At 71.5% G+C, this 14,677-nt stretch carries 11 protein-coding genes; 4 read left to right on the top strand and 7 right to left on the bottom strand.

All coding sequences use genetic code 11. From position 1 onward, the window contains the following. Positions 1-34 precede the first annotated feature (34 nt). Entirely contained in the window at positions 35-991 is a 957-nt protein-coding gene (locus AB0B91_RS20425) for an acyl-CoA desaturase (RefSeq protein ID WP_358321549.1), read from the bottom strand. Positions 992-1,207: 216 nt separating this feature from the next. Here AB0B91_RS20425 and AB0B91_RS20420 point away from each other — a divergent pair, with 216 nt between their 5' ends. The 4 genes from AB0B91_RS20420 (at position 1,208) to AB0B91_RS20405 (ending at position 6,592) form a co-directional block, all read left to right on the top strand. Next, entirely contained in the window at positions 1,208-2,515 is a 1,308-nt protein-coding gene (locus AB0B91_RS20420) for a cytochrome P450 (RefSeq protein WP_358321546.1), read from the top strand. A gap of 2 nt (positions 2,516-2,517) precedes the next feature. Continuing rightward, complete coding sequence (locus AB0B91_RS20415; RefSeq protein WP_358321543.1) at positions 2,518-4,104, top strand: peroxidase family protein; 1,587 nt, start codon at positions 2,518-2,520, stop codon at positions 4,102-4,104. Next, complete coding sequence (locus AB0B91_RS20410) at positions 4,101-6,272, top strand: hypothetical protein (RefSeq protein WP_358321540.1); 2,172 nt, start codon at positions 4,101-4,103, stop codon at positions 6,270-6,272. Before AB0B91_RS20415 ends, AB0B91_RS20410 begins: the two co-directional genes overlap by 4 nt. Positions 6,273-6,349: 77 nt before the next feature. After that, entirely contained in the window at positions 6,350-6,592 is a 243-nt protein-coding gene (locus tag AB0B91_RS20405; RefSeq protein ID WP_358321537.1) for a hypothetical protein, read from the top strand. Positions 6,593-6,665: 73 nt separating this feature from the next. Here AB0B91_RS20405 and AB0B91_RS20400 read toward each other — a convergent pair whose 3' ends face one another. From AB0B91_RS20400 to AB0B91_RS20375, 6 genes are read right to left on the bottom strand one after another with little or no spacing between them, the layout of a single operon-like run. Continuing rightward, positions 6,666-8,204 (bottom strand): FAD-dependent oxidoreductase, encoded by a 1,539-nt coding sequence (locus AB0B91_RS20400; RefSeq protein WP_358321534.1) that lies wholly within the window; start codon positions 8,202-8,204, stop codon positions 6,666-6,668. Between the two features lie 45 nt (positions 8,205-8,249). Then, entirely contained in the window at positions 8,250-11,447 is a 3,198-nt protein-coding gene (locus tag AB0B91_RS20395) for an amidohydrolase family protein (RefSeq protein WP_358321531.1), read from the bottom strand. Beyond that, complete coding sequence (locus AB0B91_RS20390; protein ID WP_358321528.1) at positions 11,444-11,689, bottom strand: hypothetical protein; 246 nt, start codon at positions 11,687-11,689, stop codon at positions 11,444-11,446. Before AB0B91_RS20390 ends, AB0B91_RS20395 begins: the two co-directional genes overlap by 4 nt. Positions 11,690-11,696: 7 nt before the next feature. Next, entirely contained in the window at positions 11,697-12,512 is an 816-nt protein-coding gene (locus AB0B91_RS20385) for an ABC transporter ATP-binding protein (RefSeq protein WP_358321525.1), read from the bottom strand. Between the two features lie 44 nt (positions 12,513-12,556). Next, positions 12,557-13,606, bottom strand: a complete 1,050-nt coding sequence (locus AB0B91_RS20380; RefSeq protein WP_358321522.1) for an iron chelate uptake ABC transporter family permease subunit — start codon at positions 13,604-13,606, stop codon at positions 12,557-12,559. Next, positions 13,603-14,673, bottom strand: a complete 1,071-nt coding sequence (locus AB0B91_RS20375) for an iron ABC transporter permease (protein WP_358321519.1) — start codon at positions 14,671-14,673, stop codon at positions 13,603-13,605. The genes AB0B91_RS20380 and AB0B91_RS20375 overlap by 4 nt, the downstream gene beginning before the upstream one ends. Positions 14,674-14,677 lie beyond the last annotated feature (4 nt).

Genomic DNA, 14,677 nt, shown 5'->3' with positions numbered 1-14,677 from the left:
TTCAGGTGGTGTTCAGCAGCGGTCACTCGGGTCGTCACAGGTGTGGATCGCGCTGGTCGACACGGCGCGCGTCCAGGCGGCCGGGGTCGGGCCAGTGCACGCCGTAGGCCCAGCCCGCCAGCTCGAACCAGCGGATCAGCCGGGCGCTGGGATCGAGCTGGCCCTGCAGCACCCCGTGCCGGGCGCAGGCCGGCTCCATGTGGTGCCAGTTGTGCCAGCCCTCGCCGAGCGTCAGCAGCGCCACCCACCGTACGTTCGACGAGCGGTCCCTGGTCCGGAACGGGCGATCGCCGAAGGTGTGCGCGATGGAGTTGACCGACCACGTGACGTGGTGGACCACGGCGTAGCGGACCAGCCCGCCCCAGAAGAAGGCGGTCCAGGCGCCCGCCCACGACATCGACCACAGCCCGCCCACCGCGGTGGGCAGCGCGAACGACAGCGCCGCGACGACCGGATAGGCGGCGTCGAAGCGCCGTACGTCCGGGTCGGCCAGCAGGTCCGGCACCCAGTGCCGGCGGCTGGAGCGCTGACGGGCGGTGTAGAACCAGCCGATGTGGGCGTGCGCCATGCCGCGCAGCAGGGCCAGGCCGTCGTCGCCGTAACGCCATGGCGAGTGCGGGTCGCCGTCGCGGTCGGCGTACTTGTGGTGCCGGCGGTGTTCGGCCGCCCACAGGGTGACCGGGCCCTCGACCGCCATGCCGCCGGCCAGCATGAGGGCGATGCGCAGCGGCCGATGACACCTGAAGGCCCGATGGGTGAAGAGCCGGTGGTAGCCGATGGCGATCCCGAAGATGCTGATCAGGTACATCACCACCGCGATCACCACGTCGCGCGGGCCGATGCCCCATCCCCAGGCGGCGGGCACGGCGAGCGCAGGGAGCAGCACGGGGAGCACCACGAGGACGATCAGGTAGACGGTCCGGCGGCCGGTGGTGGCCGTCACCGTCTCCGCCGTGCCCGAGTCCGGCTGCGGGACGGGTGAGGAGTTCACGCTATCTCCCATGATCGGCGAAGACGATGCGGCTCCTCATTCAACGGCCGCGTGCCCAGAGCACGGCAATGACCTGGAAGTGACGAACCCGTCACTGAGGGGAATCAAAACACTCCATACGGTAGTCATCAAGAAATGGGTATCGGCTGCCTAGGTTGTGGCTACACAGCGTAATGATCTTTGCGCGCTCCGGCGTCGGACGAAAGGGCCTACGGCATGGGTGCTGTCGATCAGACGACCACGGGCGGCCATCTGGAGAGATACGACGAGGCGCTGGCCCGTGCTCCGATGTCCGCGATCGGCCTGGTCCGGGAGTGGATGCGGACCGACTGGCGGGACCTGTTCGCCGAGCTCCGCGAGCGGCGCCCCATCTTCGTCACCCCCGTCTTCACGATCGTGACCCGCTTCGCCGACGTCACCGAGGTGCTCTCCCGCGAGGAGGTCTTCTCGGTCCGCGCCTTCGGTCCGCGCCTCGACGCCGCGCTGGGCGGTCCGTTCATGCTGGGCCGGGACGCCACCCCGATGAATTGGCGGGACAAGGGGCTGATGCGGGTCATGCTCGACCCGCGCGACGTGGCCGGGGTGCGTGAGCTGGCCGGGAGCATCGCCGACGAACTGCTCGTCGCCGCTCAGCCGGATGGCCGCATCGAAGCGGTCCACGGGCTGTTCCGCACCGTCGCCCTGGGCGTGTCCGCGGAGTACTTCGGCTTCCCCGGCCCCGACGCGCAGACCCTGTCGCGGTGGACGCGGGCCATCGTCACCGACGGCTTCGCCAACTTCCTGGGCGATCCGGAGATCCAGGCGGCGTCGGCCCGCGCGGGCTCGGAGATGGTCGCATACCTGCGCGACCGGCTCGCCGACCACCGGGCCGCGCTGCGGGCGAGACAGGAGCTGCCCGACAACGTCTTCACCCGGCTCGCCGGCGTCACCCTGCCCGCCGGGATCGGCCTGGACGACGAGCGCATCCTGATCAACATGGCCGGCCTGCCGCTGGGGTTCGTGGAGAGCGGGCCCGGCGCCATGGTCGAGGCGGTCGAGCAACTGCTGCTGCGCCCGCAGGTGCTGGCGCGGGCCGTCGAGGCCGCCCGCGACCTCGACCCGGCGCGCTTCGACCCTTATGTATGGGAGGCGCTGCGGTTCAATCCGTTCTTCAAGCTGCTTCCCCGGCTGTGCGAGCGCGACTACGTGCTGGCCGCCGGCACCCCGCGCCGCACGGTGATCCCCGCGGGCACGTTCGTGCTCGCCGCGCCGGCCTCGGCCATGTTCGACGCCGACGTGGTGGCCGAGCCCGACGAGTTCCGCCTCGACCGGCCGGCCCACCATCACCAGTTCTTCGGTTACGGCCACCACGCCTGCCTCGGCGTGCATCCGGCAAAGGCCGTGATCTGCGAAGCCGTACGCCGCCTGCTGCTGCGCCCCGGCGTGCGCCTGCTCCCACCACCGGAAGGGCGGATCGAACGCGCCGGCGGGATCTTCCCCGACCGGTTCGTCCTCGGGCTCGGCCCCGAAGACCAGGAAGGCTGACGATGGCCCACCGCGACGCGACGGCGCGGACCATCGCCACCGACGGGGTCGCCAACCGGCTCAGGTTCCTGGCCCTGACCAACGGCCGGCCGTTCTGGGATCTCGTCCAGTCCATCCAGCCGCTACGGCGCCGCCTCAACGCCATGCTGATCGACCACGCGATCCGCGAGATGCCGCCACGGCCGGAGCCGCTGAGCACGATGGCCGACTACACCTCATGGGCCTCGCTGACCGACCGCACCTACAGCGGCCGGCACATGCCCCCCGTCGCGGCGGCCGAGGGCGCCCGGCCCACGCCCGAGCGGGCCGCCGACCTGTTCACCCGGGGCGAGAACATGATCGCCTGCCCACGCTCCACGGTGTTGTTCGCCTACTTCGCCCAGTGGTTCACCGACGGCTTCCTGCGCGGCGACACCCACATCCCGCGTGACCCCCGCAAGAACAGCTCCAACCACCAGATCGACCTGAACCAGCTCTACGGCCTGCGCGAGGAGGCGACGGCCGCGCTGCGTACGTTCGACGGCGGGCTGCTCAAGAGCCAGTTCATCAACGGCGGGGAGTTCCCGCCCTACCTGTGCGAGAACGGCAAGATCAAACCGGAGTTCGCCCCGCTGAGCGTCATCCGCTTCGCGGAGCTCACCGACGCGCAGCGCGACACGCTGTTCGCGACCGGGAGCGACCGGGGCAACATCCAGGTCGGCTTCACCATGCTCACGGTGCTGTTCCTGCGCGAGCACAACAGGGTGGCCCGCCTGCTCGGCCAGCTCTGCCCGCGCTGGGACGACGAGCGCCTGTTCCAGACGGCGCGCAACATCCTCATCGTGCTGCTGATCAAGCTGGTGGTCGAGGAGTACATCAACCACATCACGCCCTACCACTTCCGCTTCACCCTGGACTCGCGGCTGACGACGATGCTGGCCCGCGTGCCCTGGCACCGGGAGAACTGGGCCTCGGTGGAGTTCAACCTCGTCTACCGCTGGCACAGCCTGATCCCCTCCCGGCTTTCGGTCGGCGGGAGCGAGCTGCCGATGGAGCGGACCCTGCTCGGCGGCGCGCTGATCACCGAGCATGGCCTCGGCCGGCTCTTCGAGGACGCCTCCCGCCAGCGTGCCGGCCGCATCGGGCTGTTCAACACCGACCCCCTGCTCCGGGAGGTCGACGTGGCCAGCATCACCGACTCGCGCACCCTCGGTCTGGCCTCCTACAACAGCTACCGCGAGCACTGCAGCTTCCCCCGGGTGCGCGGATTCGAGCACGTCTCCGGCGACGAGCGGGTCAGCGGGGCGCTGCGGGAGCTCTACCGCAGCGTCGACGACCTCGACCTGTACGTCGGCCTGTTCGCCGAGGAGCCCGGCGCGCCCGACGCCATCCTGCCGCCGCTCCTCACGAAGATCATCGCCATCGACGCCTTCTCCCAGGCGCTGACCAACCCGCTGCTGGCCCCCCGCGTGTCCAACGCCGCGACCTTCTCCCCGCACGGCATGCGGATCATCGCGAGCACGCGGACGCTGTCGGACGTACTGCACCGCAACATCCCGGAGGATCCGGGGCCCCGCTTCGTCAGCATGGCACGAAAGGGGCTCCGGTGAGCGGGGACCCCGACCCGGCCGCGCCGGAGAGCGGTCTGGCAGCCGGGCCGCTGCGGGACGCGGCCCGTGAGCTGGTCGACATCGGGGTCACGATCCGGGAGGCGGCGGCCCACACCACGGCCGCGCTCACCGACGGCGCCCTGCTCCGTGCCCTGCCGCACGCCCCCTCGCCGGGCTATCTGGCCCACCGCGCGCTGCTCCGCGCGATCCTCAACCGCAAGGGCCTCGGGTACGCGGTCACCGGCGGCCGGCTGGGCACCCTGGCGGCCAAGCTCGGCGGCATGGTCGGCGCGGAGAGCCTGGCCGTACGCGTGCTGGCCACCTCGCTGCGCCTGCGGATCACCGCCGTCGCCGTCGACCACCCCGAGCTGACCGGCGACCCCATGCTGGCCCGGCTCATCGAGGCGGCCGCCGCCGACCGCGACCTGGAGGCCATCCGCGCGCTCCGCGCCCTGCTCAAGGACCGTGGCGCGGTACGCGCGCTCAGCGGGCTCGCCCCGATCTTCGGCGAGGTCCTCGCCCTGCGGGCGCTGCTCGACGAGAACCCGCTCAACGACGACACCGCCTGGCTGATCGCGACGGGAAAGGGCTACGCCACCGCCGACCCGATCACCGGCATGAGCAACAAGGCCGTCGCGGCCCTCGACACGGGGGAGGGGGCCGCGCGCCGCGTCGACCTGCAGACCGCCGAATCCGCGCGGTTGTGCTCGCAGGGGTCGCTGCTCGGCTTCCTGCGCAACATCAGCGTGGTCGGTACGACCGGCCGGATGCTCATCCAGAGCGTCGAGGGCCCCGACGGGGTGATACGCCACATCGTCCAGGCGCCCGGCATGCGGGCGGGACGGCCGGACGGCGACTCACCCCAGGACCTGCTCGGTGCCTTCAGCAGCGCCGTGCTGGACAGCAGCCCCTACAGCCGCTCGCTGGCCAAGGCCGTCGACGACTACGGCCTGCCCCAGGGCGCCGAGCTGGCGCTCATCGGGCACAGCGCGGGTGGCGCGGCCATCATGAACCTGGCGCAGGACGCGGACTTCTGCGCCCGCTACAAAGTCACCCACGCCGTCGCGGTCGGCTCACCCGTCGACTTCAAGCACCCCGCCGACCCGCGCACCTGGGTCGCCAGCGTCACCAACCAGCACGACATCGTCCCCACCCTCGACGGCCAGGGCGCGGGCAGCTGCTTCGACCTGCATCCCGACTGGTACGTGGTGGACTACTTCGACTCCACCCACCTGTTCCCGCTCTGCCACAGCATCGAGCACTACATCGCCAACATCGCCGACGACCTGCCCGAGGCGCGGCACCGGATCGACGGGCGGCTCGGGCCGTACCGGGGGCCGGTCGTGCGCTCGCAGGCGTACCTGCTGGCCGACCGCCCGCCCGACCCGGAAAGTTTTCCCTTCCTCGCCGTGCCCACCTACGCGGTGGACGGCCCGGACGGGACGGTCGAGCTGCCGATCAGGTGCCAGGACGGCAGCGCCCTCACGGCGTACTTCGCCGCGGACCCGGCGGTGGCGGCGGCCCTGCTGGAGGGGACCGGGCTCGGGCCCGCCGTGCGGGTCGCGGGCCGGGCCCTCGTGGCCGTGCACGCCTTCTCGAACCGGCGTACCAGCGTGGGCGGCTACCGCGAGGTCCATCTCGGGATCGTGGTGCCCGGCCCGTGGCGGTCGCGGTCGCTCCGCGTCTGGCCGGATCTGCTGCGCGGTGCCGACCGGCGGCGCTCGGGCAGCTTCCTGGCCGGCTCCGTGCTCGACGACGACGCCGTCCGGGCCGTGGCGCCGCGGTTGTGGGGCGGCGAGCCGTATCTGGCGCCCCTGGAGTTCGAGCTCACCACCAGGGCCGCGCGCATCGACGTCGGTCCGGTCGACGACCGGCTCCTCACGCTGCGCGGGCTCCTCGGTCCGTGGCTGCCCGTGAGTGATCGCGATCTGGTCGGCTACGCGCGGGGGGCGGCGGACACGATGCTGCGCTCATGTGTACGGACCCGCGGTCTGGGCCGCCTGCACCCCGTGCCCCGGGTGCGGCTGGCGGTCGGGCCGCGGTCGGCGCATCCGCTGGCGCGCTGGCTTCGCGAGCTGGGCCTCGACGGCGCCCGCCCGCTGCTGTGCCTGTCCGCCACCGCCCACCAGACGCTCCGGGAGGCCGCCGTCCTGGTGCTGACCCCCTGACCGGGATGCTGCCGTCCTGGTGCTGACCCCCTGACCGGGATGCCGCCGTCCTGGTGCTGACCCTGACCGGAGGACCGATGTCAGCCGAACCCGCGGCGATCGCCGCCCACGCCGTGATGCTGCAGGCCGATATCCGCGCGCTCGCCGACTGCGCCGTACGCCTGCGCGAGATCGAGGCCAGGCTGACGGCCGCCGGTGGCGCGCCGCCCTGGCTGCGCGACGCGCTGACCGCCCACCACGCCGCGTGTGTGACGGCCGCCGCCGATCTGACCACGGCGGCGGCCTACCTGCGCCAGTACGCCGAGCGGGCGCGCCCCTGACGCGCGCCCACCCGCCGCGTTGTCCGGCCTGTGCCGGGTTCGGACCGTCTTCTCGTACGGGCCCGCGCCGCGCTCAGTCGGCCTCGTGGATGGCCCGTGCCGCGCTCAGCCCCGACTCCAGCGCGCCCTCGATCCAGGCGTGCCACAGTGAGCAGTGCTCGCCCGCGAAGTGCACGCGGCCCTCCGGCGCGATGATCGCGTCATGCAGGTTGCTCTGCTGATGCGGCTCGAACAGGGCGAAGGCGCCGGCCGCGTAGGGATCGTTGTACCAGGCGTGCGTGACGCCGAACTCGAAGTGGTCATGGATCTGGGGGTGGATCTTGGCGACGTCCTCGAGCGCCTGGTCGACCCGCTTCTGCGACGACATCGCGCCCCACCGCAGCGCGTCCTGCCCCCAGGTGTAGCTGGCCAGCAGGACCGTACGCTCGTCGCCGGGGCCGGGGTGCGAGGGGTAGCAGATGCGCCGGATCGGCAGGTCGGTGACCGTGGTGCCGCCGACGATGCCATCGCTCTGCTCCCAGAACGGCCGCCGTACCTGAAAGAGGATCTTGGTGGAGGCGTTGTAGTTCAGCTCGCGGATGGCGCGCTGCTTGCGGCGGGAGAAGGCGGGCCTGGCCTCGACGTCACGCAGCACCGAGAACGGAATCGTGCAGATGGCGTAGTCGCCGGTGAGTGTGGTCTTGCCCGAGCCCGTCCTGAGGTGCAAGGTGACCGAGTGGTCGTCCTGCTCGATGGCGGTGACCTCGTGGCCGAACCGGATGTGGTTGCGCAGCTCCCGGTAGAAGGCGTCCGGCAGCCGGTCGGCGCCGCCCTCGATCTCCTGCATGTCCTCGAACGCCCGCCCGATGATCTCGCGGAACTGCTCGATGACCGCCGCGTTGAGGTTGGCCTCCCGGAAGCTCATGACGCCGTAGAGCTCGATGGCCCCCTCGGAGAATCCGCGCTCGCGCAGGAAGCTGCGGATGGAGTAGCGGTCGTACTCGGCGCAGATGCGGTCGAGCGCGTTCTCGCCCTCCTGGGCGTACAGGTCGTGAATCTCCTGAGTGGCGGTGCGCCACAGGTCCTCGTAGGTGCGACCGCGCTCGTGCTCGGCCAGGCCGAAGTCGACGATCTCGGGGTTGTCGTTGAGCTCCTGGATCGTGGTCCTGACGCCCTGGATGTAGGCCAGGGTGCGGGGGTTGCCCATGACGAACGGGCGCAGGGCCAGCCCGAACTTCGCGCAGTAGGCGAGCGTGAGGTCGTGCACGCGCGGGATCCGCATCGCGCCCGCCTCGGCGTACAGGCCGGGCGCGAATCCCCGCAGGGTGAGCACGCGCCCGCCGACCCGCTGCTGGGCCTCCAGAACGACGGGCTCGTGGCCCTGCCGCATCAGCTCGTAGGCGGCGACCAGACCGGCCATCCCGCCCCCGATGATGAGTACGCGTTTGCGGGGCCGGCCGCCGGCGGCCAGTCCGTGCTCGGCGGTCGCGACCAGGTCGGCCGGCACTCTGAGGTCGTGACTCGGTCTCGGCACTCCCGCGTCCGCCAGCTCCGCGGGCATGGCCGAACCCAGCGGTTTCGACATCTTCTCCAGGACGTCACACTCCTTCATCGTCACGTAAAGCAAGTACATGATTGCTCTAAGTGATGAGTTTGCCAAGGGGTACGCCCTGCCGGGTCAGGGGCAGCAGCCGCCGCCCCAGGCCTCGCACCAGTCGATGCCGTGGGTGTCCTGGGTCTCCCAGTAGAACCTGGTTCTGAGCCTGCGGCGCGGCGCCAGCTCGTCGAGCGAGTAGGCGTCATACAGGCGCCCGTTGACCATCGTCATCGTCACGGTCGTCGAGTTGCCGATGTCCTCCAGCGGGTTCTCGCGCATGACGATCAGGTCGGCGAGCTTGCCCGGCTCCAGTGAGCCGAGCTGGTGGTCCACGCCGAGGCTCTCGGCCACGTTGATCGTGGCCGCCCGCAGCACCCGGTGCGGTGGCATGCCGCCCTCGGCGAGCAGCGCCATCTCCCAGTGCATGGCCATGCCGGGGACCTCGCCGTGGGAGCCGGCGTTGATCCGCACCCCCGCCTGGTCCAGCCGGTTGACCGAGCGGGACACCGCCAGGACCCCGATGTCGTACAGCTCGTCGGCCACGTGGATCGTGGTCATGGCCCGGGCGTAGGGAGGGGCCTCGTACGGCGTGTTCAGCGGGCTGTACCCGCTCAGGCACGCCTGGACATAGGTGCGGATCCGGGGGTCCTTCCACACCTCGGTCCGCTGGTACATGTAGTTCTCGCCGAACAACTCCCCGAAGGCCACGATGAGCGTGGGCGTGTTGGAAACCCCGGCCAGGGCCATGAGCTGGACCACGTCGTCGTAGCAGGTGGCCACGGGCAGGTTGTGCTCCAGGTTGGTGTGGCCGTCCAGGATCATGCTGATGTTGTGGTAGAAGTGCGTCTCGCCCTCGACCACGATGTTGACGCCGTGCTCACGGGCGGCCTTGACCAGCATCTGCCGGTGGCGCCGCGCGGGCCACTTGTAGCTCTTGACGCTCAGCGCGCCGAGCGCCTTCTTCCGCTTGATCACGCCTTCCGCGTCCTCGTACGTGTCGATCGGGCTGTAGAGGTGGAAGACGTTGTGCGGGCGGCCGTGGATGGCCGAGCCGGTGCCGATCCAGCGGGGTCCGACCGTCAGGCCGGCCTGGGTGGTCTCGGTGCTCTCGAAGTTCGGCAGTTCGGAGGAGAAGGGGTCGAAGTTCGTGGTGACGCCAAAGGCCAGGGCGGCGAACCTGGCCGCCTGCTTCTGCGGTGTCACGCCGTTGTCCGTGCTGCCGTCGATGTGCCCGTGGCCGTCGATGAGGCCGGGCATCAGGGTCATCCCCGTGCAGTCGATCACCGTGGCGTCCTCCGGCACGGGCACCTCGCCGCCGACCGCGACGATGCGGTTGCCGCGGACGACGACCGTTCCCGGGCGGTGCACCACATCGCCGCGCATCGTGATCACGGTGCCGCCGGTCAGCGCCACGCACCCGCCGGGCACGTCGGCGTCCACCGTGAGGTCCACGGGGGAGGAGGCCCGGGGCGATTTCCACGCGCCGGTCTCCCGTACGTGCAGGTCGGGGCCGACCGCCCAGTGCAGGCTGGCGCTGTCCGCCGCCCAGGCCAGCGCGTACCCGCCGTGTTCGGTGAGCCGGTGGCAGGGCACCTCGGCGGTGGCCGGTGTGATGAGGAGCTCGTGGCCGGTCTCGCGGTAGGGGATGACGTAGTACTCGCTGGCGTGCCTGAAGGCCAGCCAGGCGCGGTCCGGGCTCAGGCGCAGCTCGTAGGTGTCGGCGTCCGCCGTACGGGCGTGCACTCTGCGGTTGCCGCCGAGCAGGTCGACGCTGACGAGCACCTCGACGGGCTCGGTGCCCGAGCTGTCGGTGATCGTGGCGTAAATCCTGGAGCCGTCCGGGCTGAAGACGGGCGCGTCGTCCGCGGGGGCCAGGTAGCGGGGTTCGCCGCCGCCGCTGTCCACCACGTACAGGCCGGGGCGCGAGCGTGAACCGCCGAGCTGGACGTCGTGCTCCTGCAGCCGGTAGGCGATCAGCCTCCCGTCGGGGCTGAACGTGGGCTGCCGCATGACGCCGGAGCAGGCGGTGACCTCGGTGGTCTCGTCCCAGCGGTCTCGTGGGCAGCGGCGCAGCGTGCTGCCCCGTTCGTCGTCCCATTCCACGTAGGCGAGCAGGCGGCCGTCGCGGCTGAAGGCCGGTTCCGTCGCGTGCGGGGCGTGGTCGCCGACGGGCGTCACGGTGTCCTTGCCGCGCGTGGTGTGCCAGAGGCGGCCCAGCGCGGTGAACGCCACCTCCTGCCCGCCGGGCGCGACGGCCAGGTGCCGCACCGCGCGGGCCACCACCTTGTCCGGCGCCAGATCGTGGCGGACGCGGACCGGCTCGACGAGCGTGTGGTGGCACTCCGCGGTGAACGGGATCGCGGTGCTCTCGCCGCTGCCGACGTCGATCCGCCGCAGTCCGCCGCCCGCCCAGATGGCGACGTGACGGCTGTCGGGAAACCAGGAGAACCTCGGGTAGTAGTTGCCCTGGATCTCCCAGACCGCCTGGTTGTCGCGGTCGAGGCCATCGAAGACCGGACGCTGCCGGCCGTCGGTGAGGTCCAGGCAGAACAGCACCGTCTTGTCCATGACGCGCCGGATGAAGGCGAGCCGTCTGCCGTCGGGCGAGAGCGCGGCGCGGATGGCCCCGCCGAACCCGCCCACGACGGTATCGGTGTGCCCGTCCTCCAGCCTGCGCCGCCGGATGGCGAAGTTGGCGTGGTTGGCGTCCACGTAGATCTTGGGATTGACGAGCCGCTCGCTGTAGTACAGCCAGGCGCCGTCCGGGGACAGCGCGGGCTCCAGGACGTCCCGCCCGCTCGATGGCACGTCCACCAGCAGCCGCCCGCTGCGTGCGCCGCCCTGGCCCGGGGCCTCGAACAGGCGGATCTGCGAGGAGAAGAGCTTGCGGTGCGCCCGGAAGATCGTCGGCGCGATCACGCCGCGCCCACCGGGACCCCAGATGGGGTCGGTCAGGATCGCGTCGGTCTCCCAGGTGAGTTGCCGCGGGTTCGATCCGTCGAGGGCGCAGGACCACACGTTGTCGAACCCGTCGGCGTCACTCAGGTAGAGGATCTCCGTGCCGTCGGGGCTGACGGACGGCATGCGGTGCATCGCGGGGCCACCCTGGAGCAGCGTCGCCGTGCCGCCCGCCGAGGGGATGGAGTAGAGGTCGCCGAGCAGGTCGAACACGATGGTCTCGCCGTCGGGGCTGACCGAGACGCTCATCCAGGTGCCCTCGGTGGTGGTGAAGGAGACCTCGCGGGTGGGCTGTCCCGTCGCGGTGACGTCCCAGCTCATACGGCGACCTCCGTCCAGCCGTCCTCGGTGGCGCCGCAGGGGCCGCCCTCCTGCAGCACCAGGCAGCGCCGATCGAGGTCGAAGCTGATCATCATCTTGGTCTCCCATCGGTCGGTCACCGGCGCTCCCGGACGCGGGTGGGCGCAGATCGGCGCGCCGTCCGCCCAGTGGCAGACCTTCCCGATGCCGAGACCGCGGGCCAGCGGGTCGCGTTCGTCCGAATGGTGGAAGTTGATGGACATCGGCGGCTCAGAAGCGCAGGTGGCGGCCGATGGGCACCACCATGGGGGTCTGCGAGACCGGGTCGGGGATCACCTTCGACTTCAGGCCGAACACCGCCTCCACCAGCTCCTCGTTGACGATCTCGCTCGGCTCGCCCTGGGCGATGATCTCCCCCTTGCGCATGGCGATGAGATGGTGGGCGTATCGGCACGCCAGGTTCAGGTCGTGCAGGACGACGGCGATGGTCCGTCCCTCCTCGCGGTTGAGCTGTACCAGCAGGTCCAGCACGTCTATTTGGTGGTGTACGTCGAGGTAGGTGGTGGGTTCGTCGAGCATGAGGATGCCCGTCTCCTGGGCCAGCGCCATCGCGATCCACACGCGCTGCCGCTGCCCGCCCGACAGTTCGTCGACCGCCCGCCCCGCGATCTCCGCGGTGCCGGTGGCCGCCAGCGCCCAGGCGACCACCCGCTCGTCCTCGTCGGTCCACTGCCGGAACCACTTCTGGTGCGGATACCTGCCACGGCACACCAGGTCGGTCACCGTGATGCCCTCGGGCGCGGTGGGCGTCTGCGGGAGGATGCCGATCCTGGTGGCGAGCTGTTTGGACGGCATCTCGTGGATCGCCTTGCCGTCCAGCGTGACGGCGCCGCCGCGGGGTTTGAGCAGCCGCGCCAGCGCCCGCAGCGTCGTCGACTTGCCGCACGCGTTGGCGCCGACGAGCACGGTGATCTTCCCGGGCGGGATGTCGATGCACAGGTCGCCGACGATGTCGGCGCCGTCGTAGCCGAGCCTGAGGTGGTGGCCGCGCAACTGTTGCGCGTCGGACGGCTGCGCGGGCGTCATGGGATCCACTTGGGAGGAAGGCGGTCGGGAGGAGGGCATCGCCGTCAATCTCCTTGTCCTGAGCTGTTCGTCGTGGCCAGCAGCCACAGCAGGTAGGGGGCGCCGATGATGCCGGTGATGATGCCGACGGAGACCTCGGTGCTGGACAGGGCCATGCGCCCGATCAGGTCGGCCACCGCGACGAGGACGGAACCAATCAGGGCGGCCGGCAGGAGCGCGGGGCCCGGTGAGCGCGACAGTCGCCGGGCGATGGGCGCGGAGACGAACGCCACGAAGGCCACCGGACCGGCCGCGCCGATCCCGGCTCCGGCCAGCGCCACCCCCACCACGAGCAGCAGCAGCCGGGACCGCTGGACGGACACGCCGACGGCCGTCGCGGAGTCGTCGCCGAGTTCGAGCACGTTGAGCTGCTTGCCGAGGGCGAGCGCGCCCGGGACCAGCACCAGGAGCATCAGCGCGATGGGCTCGATGTTCTCCCAGCCGCGCCCGTTGAGGCTGCCGCTCAGCCACAGCGCGGCGGAGGCCGCGTCGTGGGTGTGCGCGCGGGTCCAGAAGAACTGCGTCAGCGCCAGCGCGACCGCCCCGACGCCGATGCCAACCAGGACCAGGCGGTAGCTCGACAGCCCACGCCGGTAGGCGAAGGCGTAGATGAGGGCCGCGGTCAGCAGCGCGCCGGCCGTCGCGGCCAGGGAGAGCGGCAGGCCGCTCAGCCCCAGCAGGGTCAGCCCGATCACCGCGGCCAGGCTGCCGCCCGCGGTGATCCCGAGGATGTCCGGGCTGGCCAGCGGGTTGCGCGCCAGCGACTGGAAGACCGCGCCCGACATGCCGAACGCGGCGCCGACGAGTACGGCGAGCAACGCCCTCGGCAGGCGTAGCGACTGGACGACGAACACCTCGCCGCCGTCGCCCGCGCCGAACACCGCGGGCAGGACGCGCAGGACCGAGATGGTGAAGTCGCCGATGGATAGGCTCAAGCAGAACGCCAGCACGGCCGCCAGCGCGAGGGCGACGGTGACCGCGCGCCTCCTGCCGGCGACGCGGCCCCGGGTACGCGACACCGAGGCGACGGCCTCGGACAGTGCCGGAGCTGTCATAGCGAGGCCAGGTTCTTGCGACGGACCAGGGCGATGAACATCGGGGCGCCGAGCAGGGCCGTCACGATGCCGACCTGCAGCTCGGCCGGCGCCACGGCCAGCCGGCCCACGATGTCGGCGACCAGGAGCAGGATGGGGGCCAGCACCGCGCTGTACGGCAGGACCCAGCGGTAGTCCGGGCCGACGATCGCCCGGGCGATATGCGGCACGGTCAGGCCGACGAAGACGATGGGTCCCGCCGCGGCCGTGGCGGCGCCCGCCAGAATCATGATCGCCACGCCGCAGACGATCCGGGCCCGCGTCACGCTCTGGCCCAGCGAACGGGCCACGTCGTCACCCAGAGCGAGCGTGTTGAGCACGCGGCCACCGGCCAGCGCCAGCACGGCGCCCACGGCGACGAAGGGCCACACCTCGGCGGCGACGTCGGCCCCGCGTCCCGCGAGCGACCCGACGGACCAGGCACGGTAGGCGTCCATGGTCCTGACGTCGAGCAGCTGGACGAGGGTGGTGAAGGAGGCCAGCAGAGCCGTCACCGCCGTGCCCGCCAGCGCCAGCTTCACCGGGGTCGCGCCGTCCCTGCCGAGACTGGAGATGAGGTACACGATCACCACCGCGACCCCGGCGCCGGCGAAGGCGAAGGCGAACCACACGTAGCCGAGCAGGGTCGTGACACCGAGGAAGTGCACCGCCGTCAGCACCGCGAGCGCGGCACCGGCGTTGACGCCGAGGATGCCCGGGTCGGCCAGCGGGTTGCGGGACACCCCCTGCATCACGGCCCCCGCGAGCCCGAGCGCCAGCCCGGCGAGCAGCCCGATGATCGTCCGCGGGACGCGCAGGGAGTGGATGACGGCCTGGGCCTCGTCCGTGGGGTCGTAACGCAGGAGCGCGTCGTAGGCGGTGCCCATCGGCAGGTGCCGGGAGCCCAGCACCAGGCTGGCCAGGGCGATTGCGGCCAGCACGGCGATCGCGATCGCCAGGCAGAGGGGGCGCCCCAGCCCGCCGACCAGTCCCCGGCGAGGCGGGGCCTGGTCACGGCGGACGGAGCGTCGCACGGTGGTCGCGCTCATGCGG

Origin of the sequence: Nonomuraea sp. NPDC049141, from assembly GCF_040648415.1 — a bacterium.
GTDB lineage: Bacteria > Actinomycetota > Actinomycetes > Streptosporangiales > Streptosporangiaceae > Nonomuraea.
This window is presented reverse-complemented; position numbering and strand designations above follow the sequence as displayed.

Bases quoted from the DNA above. Each gene is read 5' to 3' on its own strand.
- AB0B91_RS20420 (WP_358321546.1), top strand. From the start codon at position 1,208: ATGGGTGCTGTCGATCAGACGACCACGGGCGGCCATCTGGAGAGATAC.
- AB0B91_RS20415 (WP_358321543.1), top strand. From the start codon at position 2,518: ATGGCCCACCGCGACGCGACGGCGCGGACCATCGCCACCGACGGGGTC.
- AB0B91_RS20405 (WP_358321537.1), top strand. From the start codon at position 6,350: ATGTCAGCCGAACCCGCGGCGATCGCCGCCCACGCCGTGATGCTGCAG.
- AB0B91_RS20400 (WP_358321534.1), bottom strand. From the start codon at position 8,204: ATGTACTTGCTTTACGTGACGATGAAGGAGTGTGACGTCCTGGAGAAG.
- AB0B91_RS20395 (WP_358321531.1), bottom strand. From the start codon at position 11,447: ATGAGCTGGGACGTCACCGCGACGGGACAGCCCACCCGCGAGGTCTCC.
- AB0B91_RS20390 (WP_358321528.1), bottom strand. From the start codon at position 11,689: ATGTCCATCAACTTCCACCATTCGGACGAACGCGACCCGCTGGCCCGC.
- AB0B91_RS20385 (WP_358321525.1), bottom strand. From the start codon at position 12,512: ATGACGCCCGCGCAGCCGTCCGACGCGCAACAGTTGCGCGGCCACCAC.
- AB0B91_RS20380 (WP_358321522.1), bottom strand. From the start codon at position 13,606: ATGACAGCTCCGGCACTGTCCGAGGCCGTCGCCTCGGTGTCGCGTACC.
- AB0B91_RS20375 (WP_358321519.1), bottom strand. From the start codon at position 14,673: ATGAGCGCGACCACCGTGCGACGCTCCGTCCGCCGTGACCAGGCCCCG.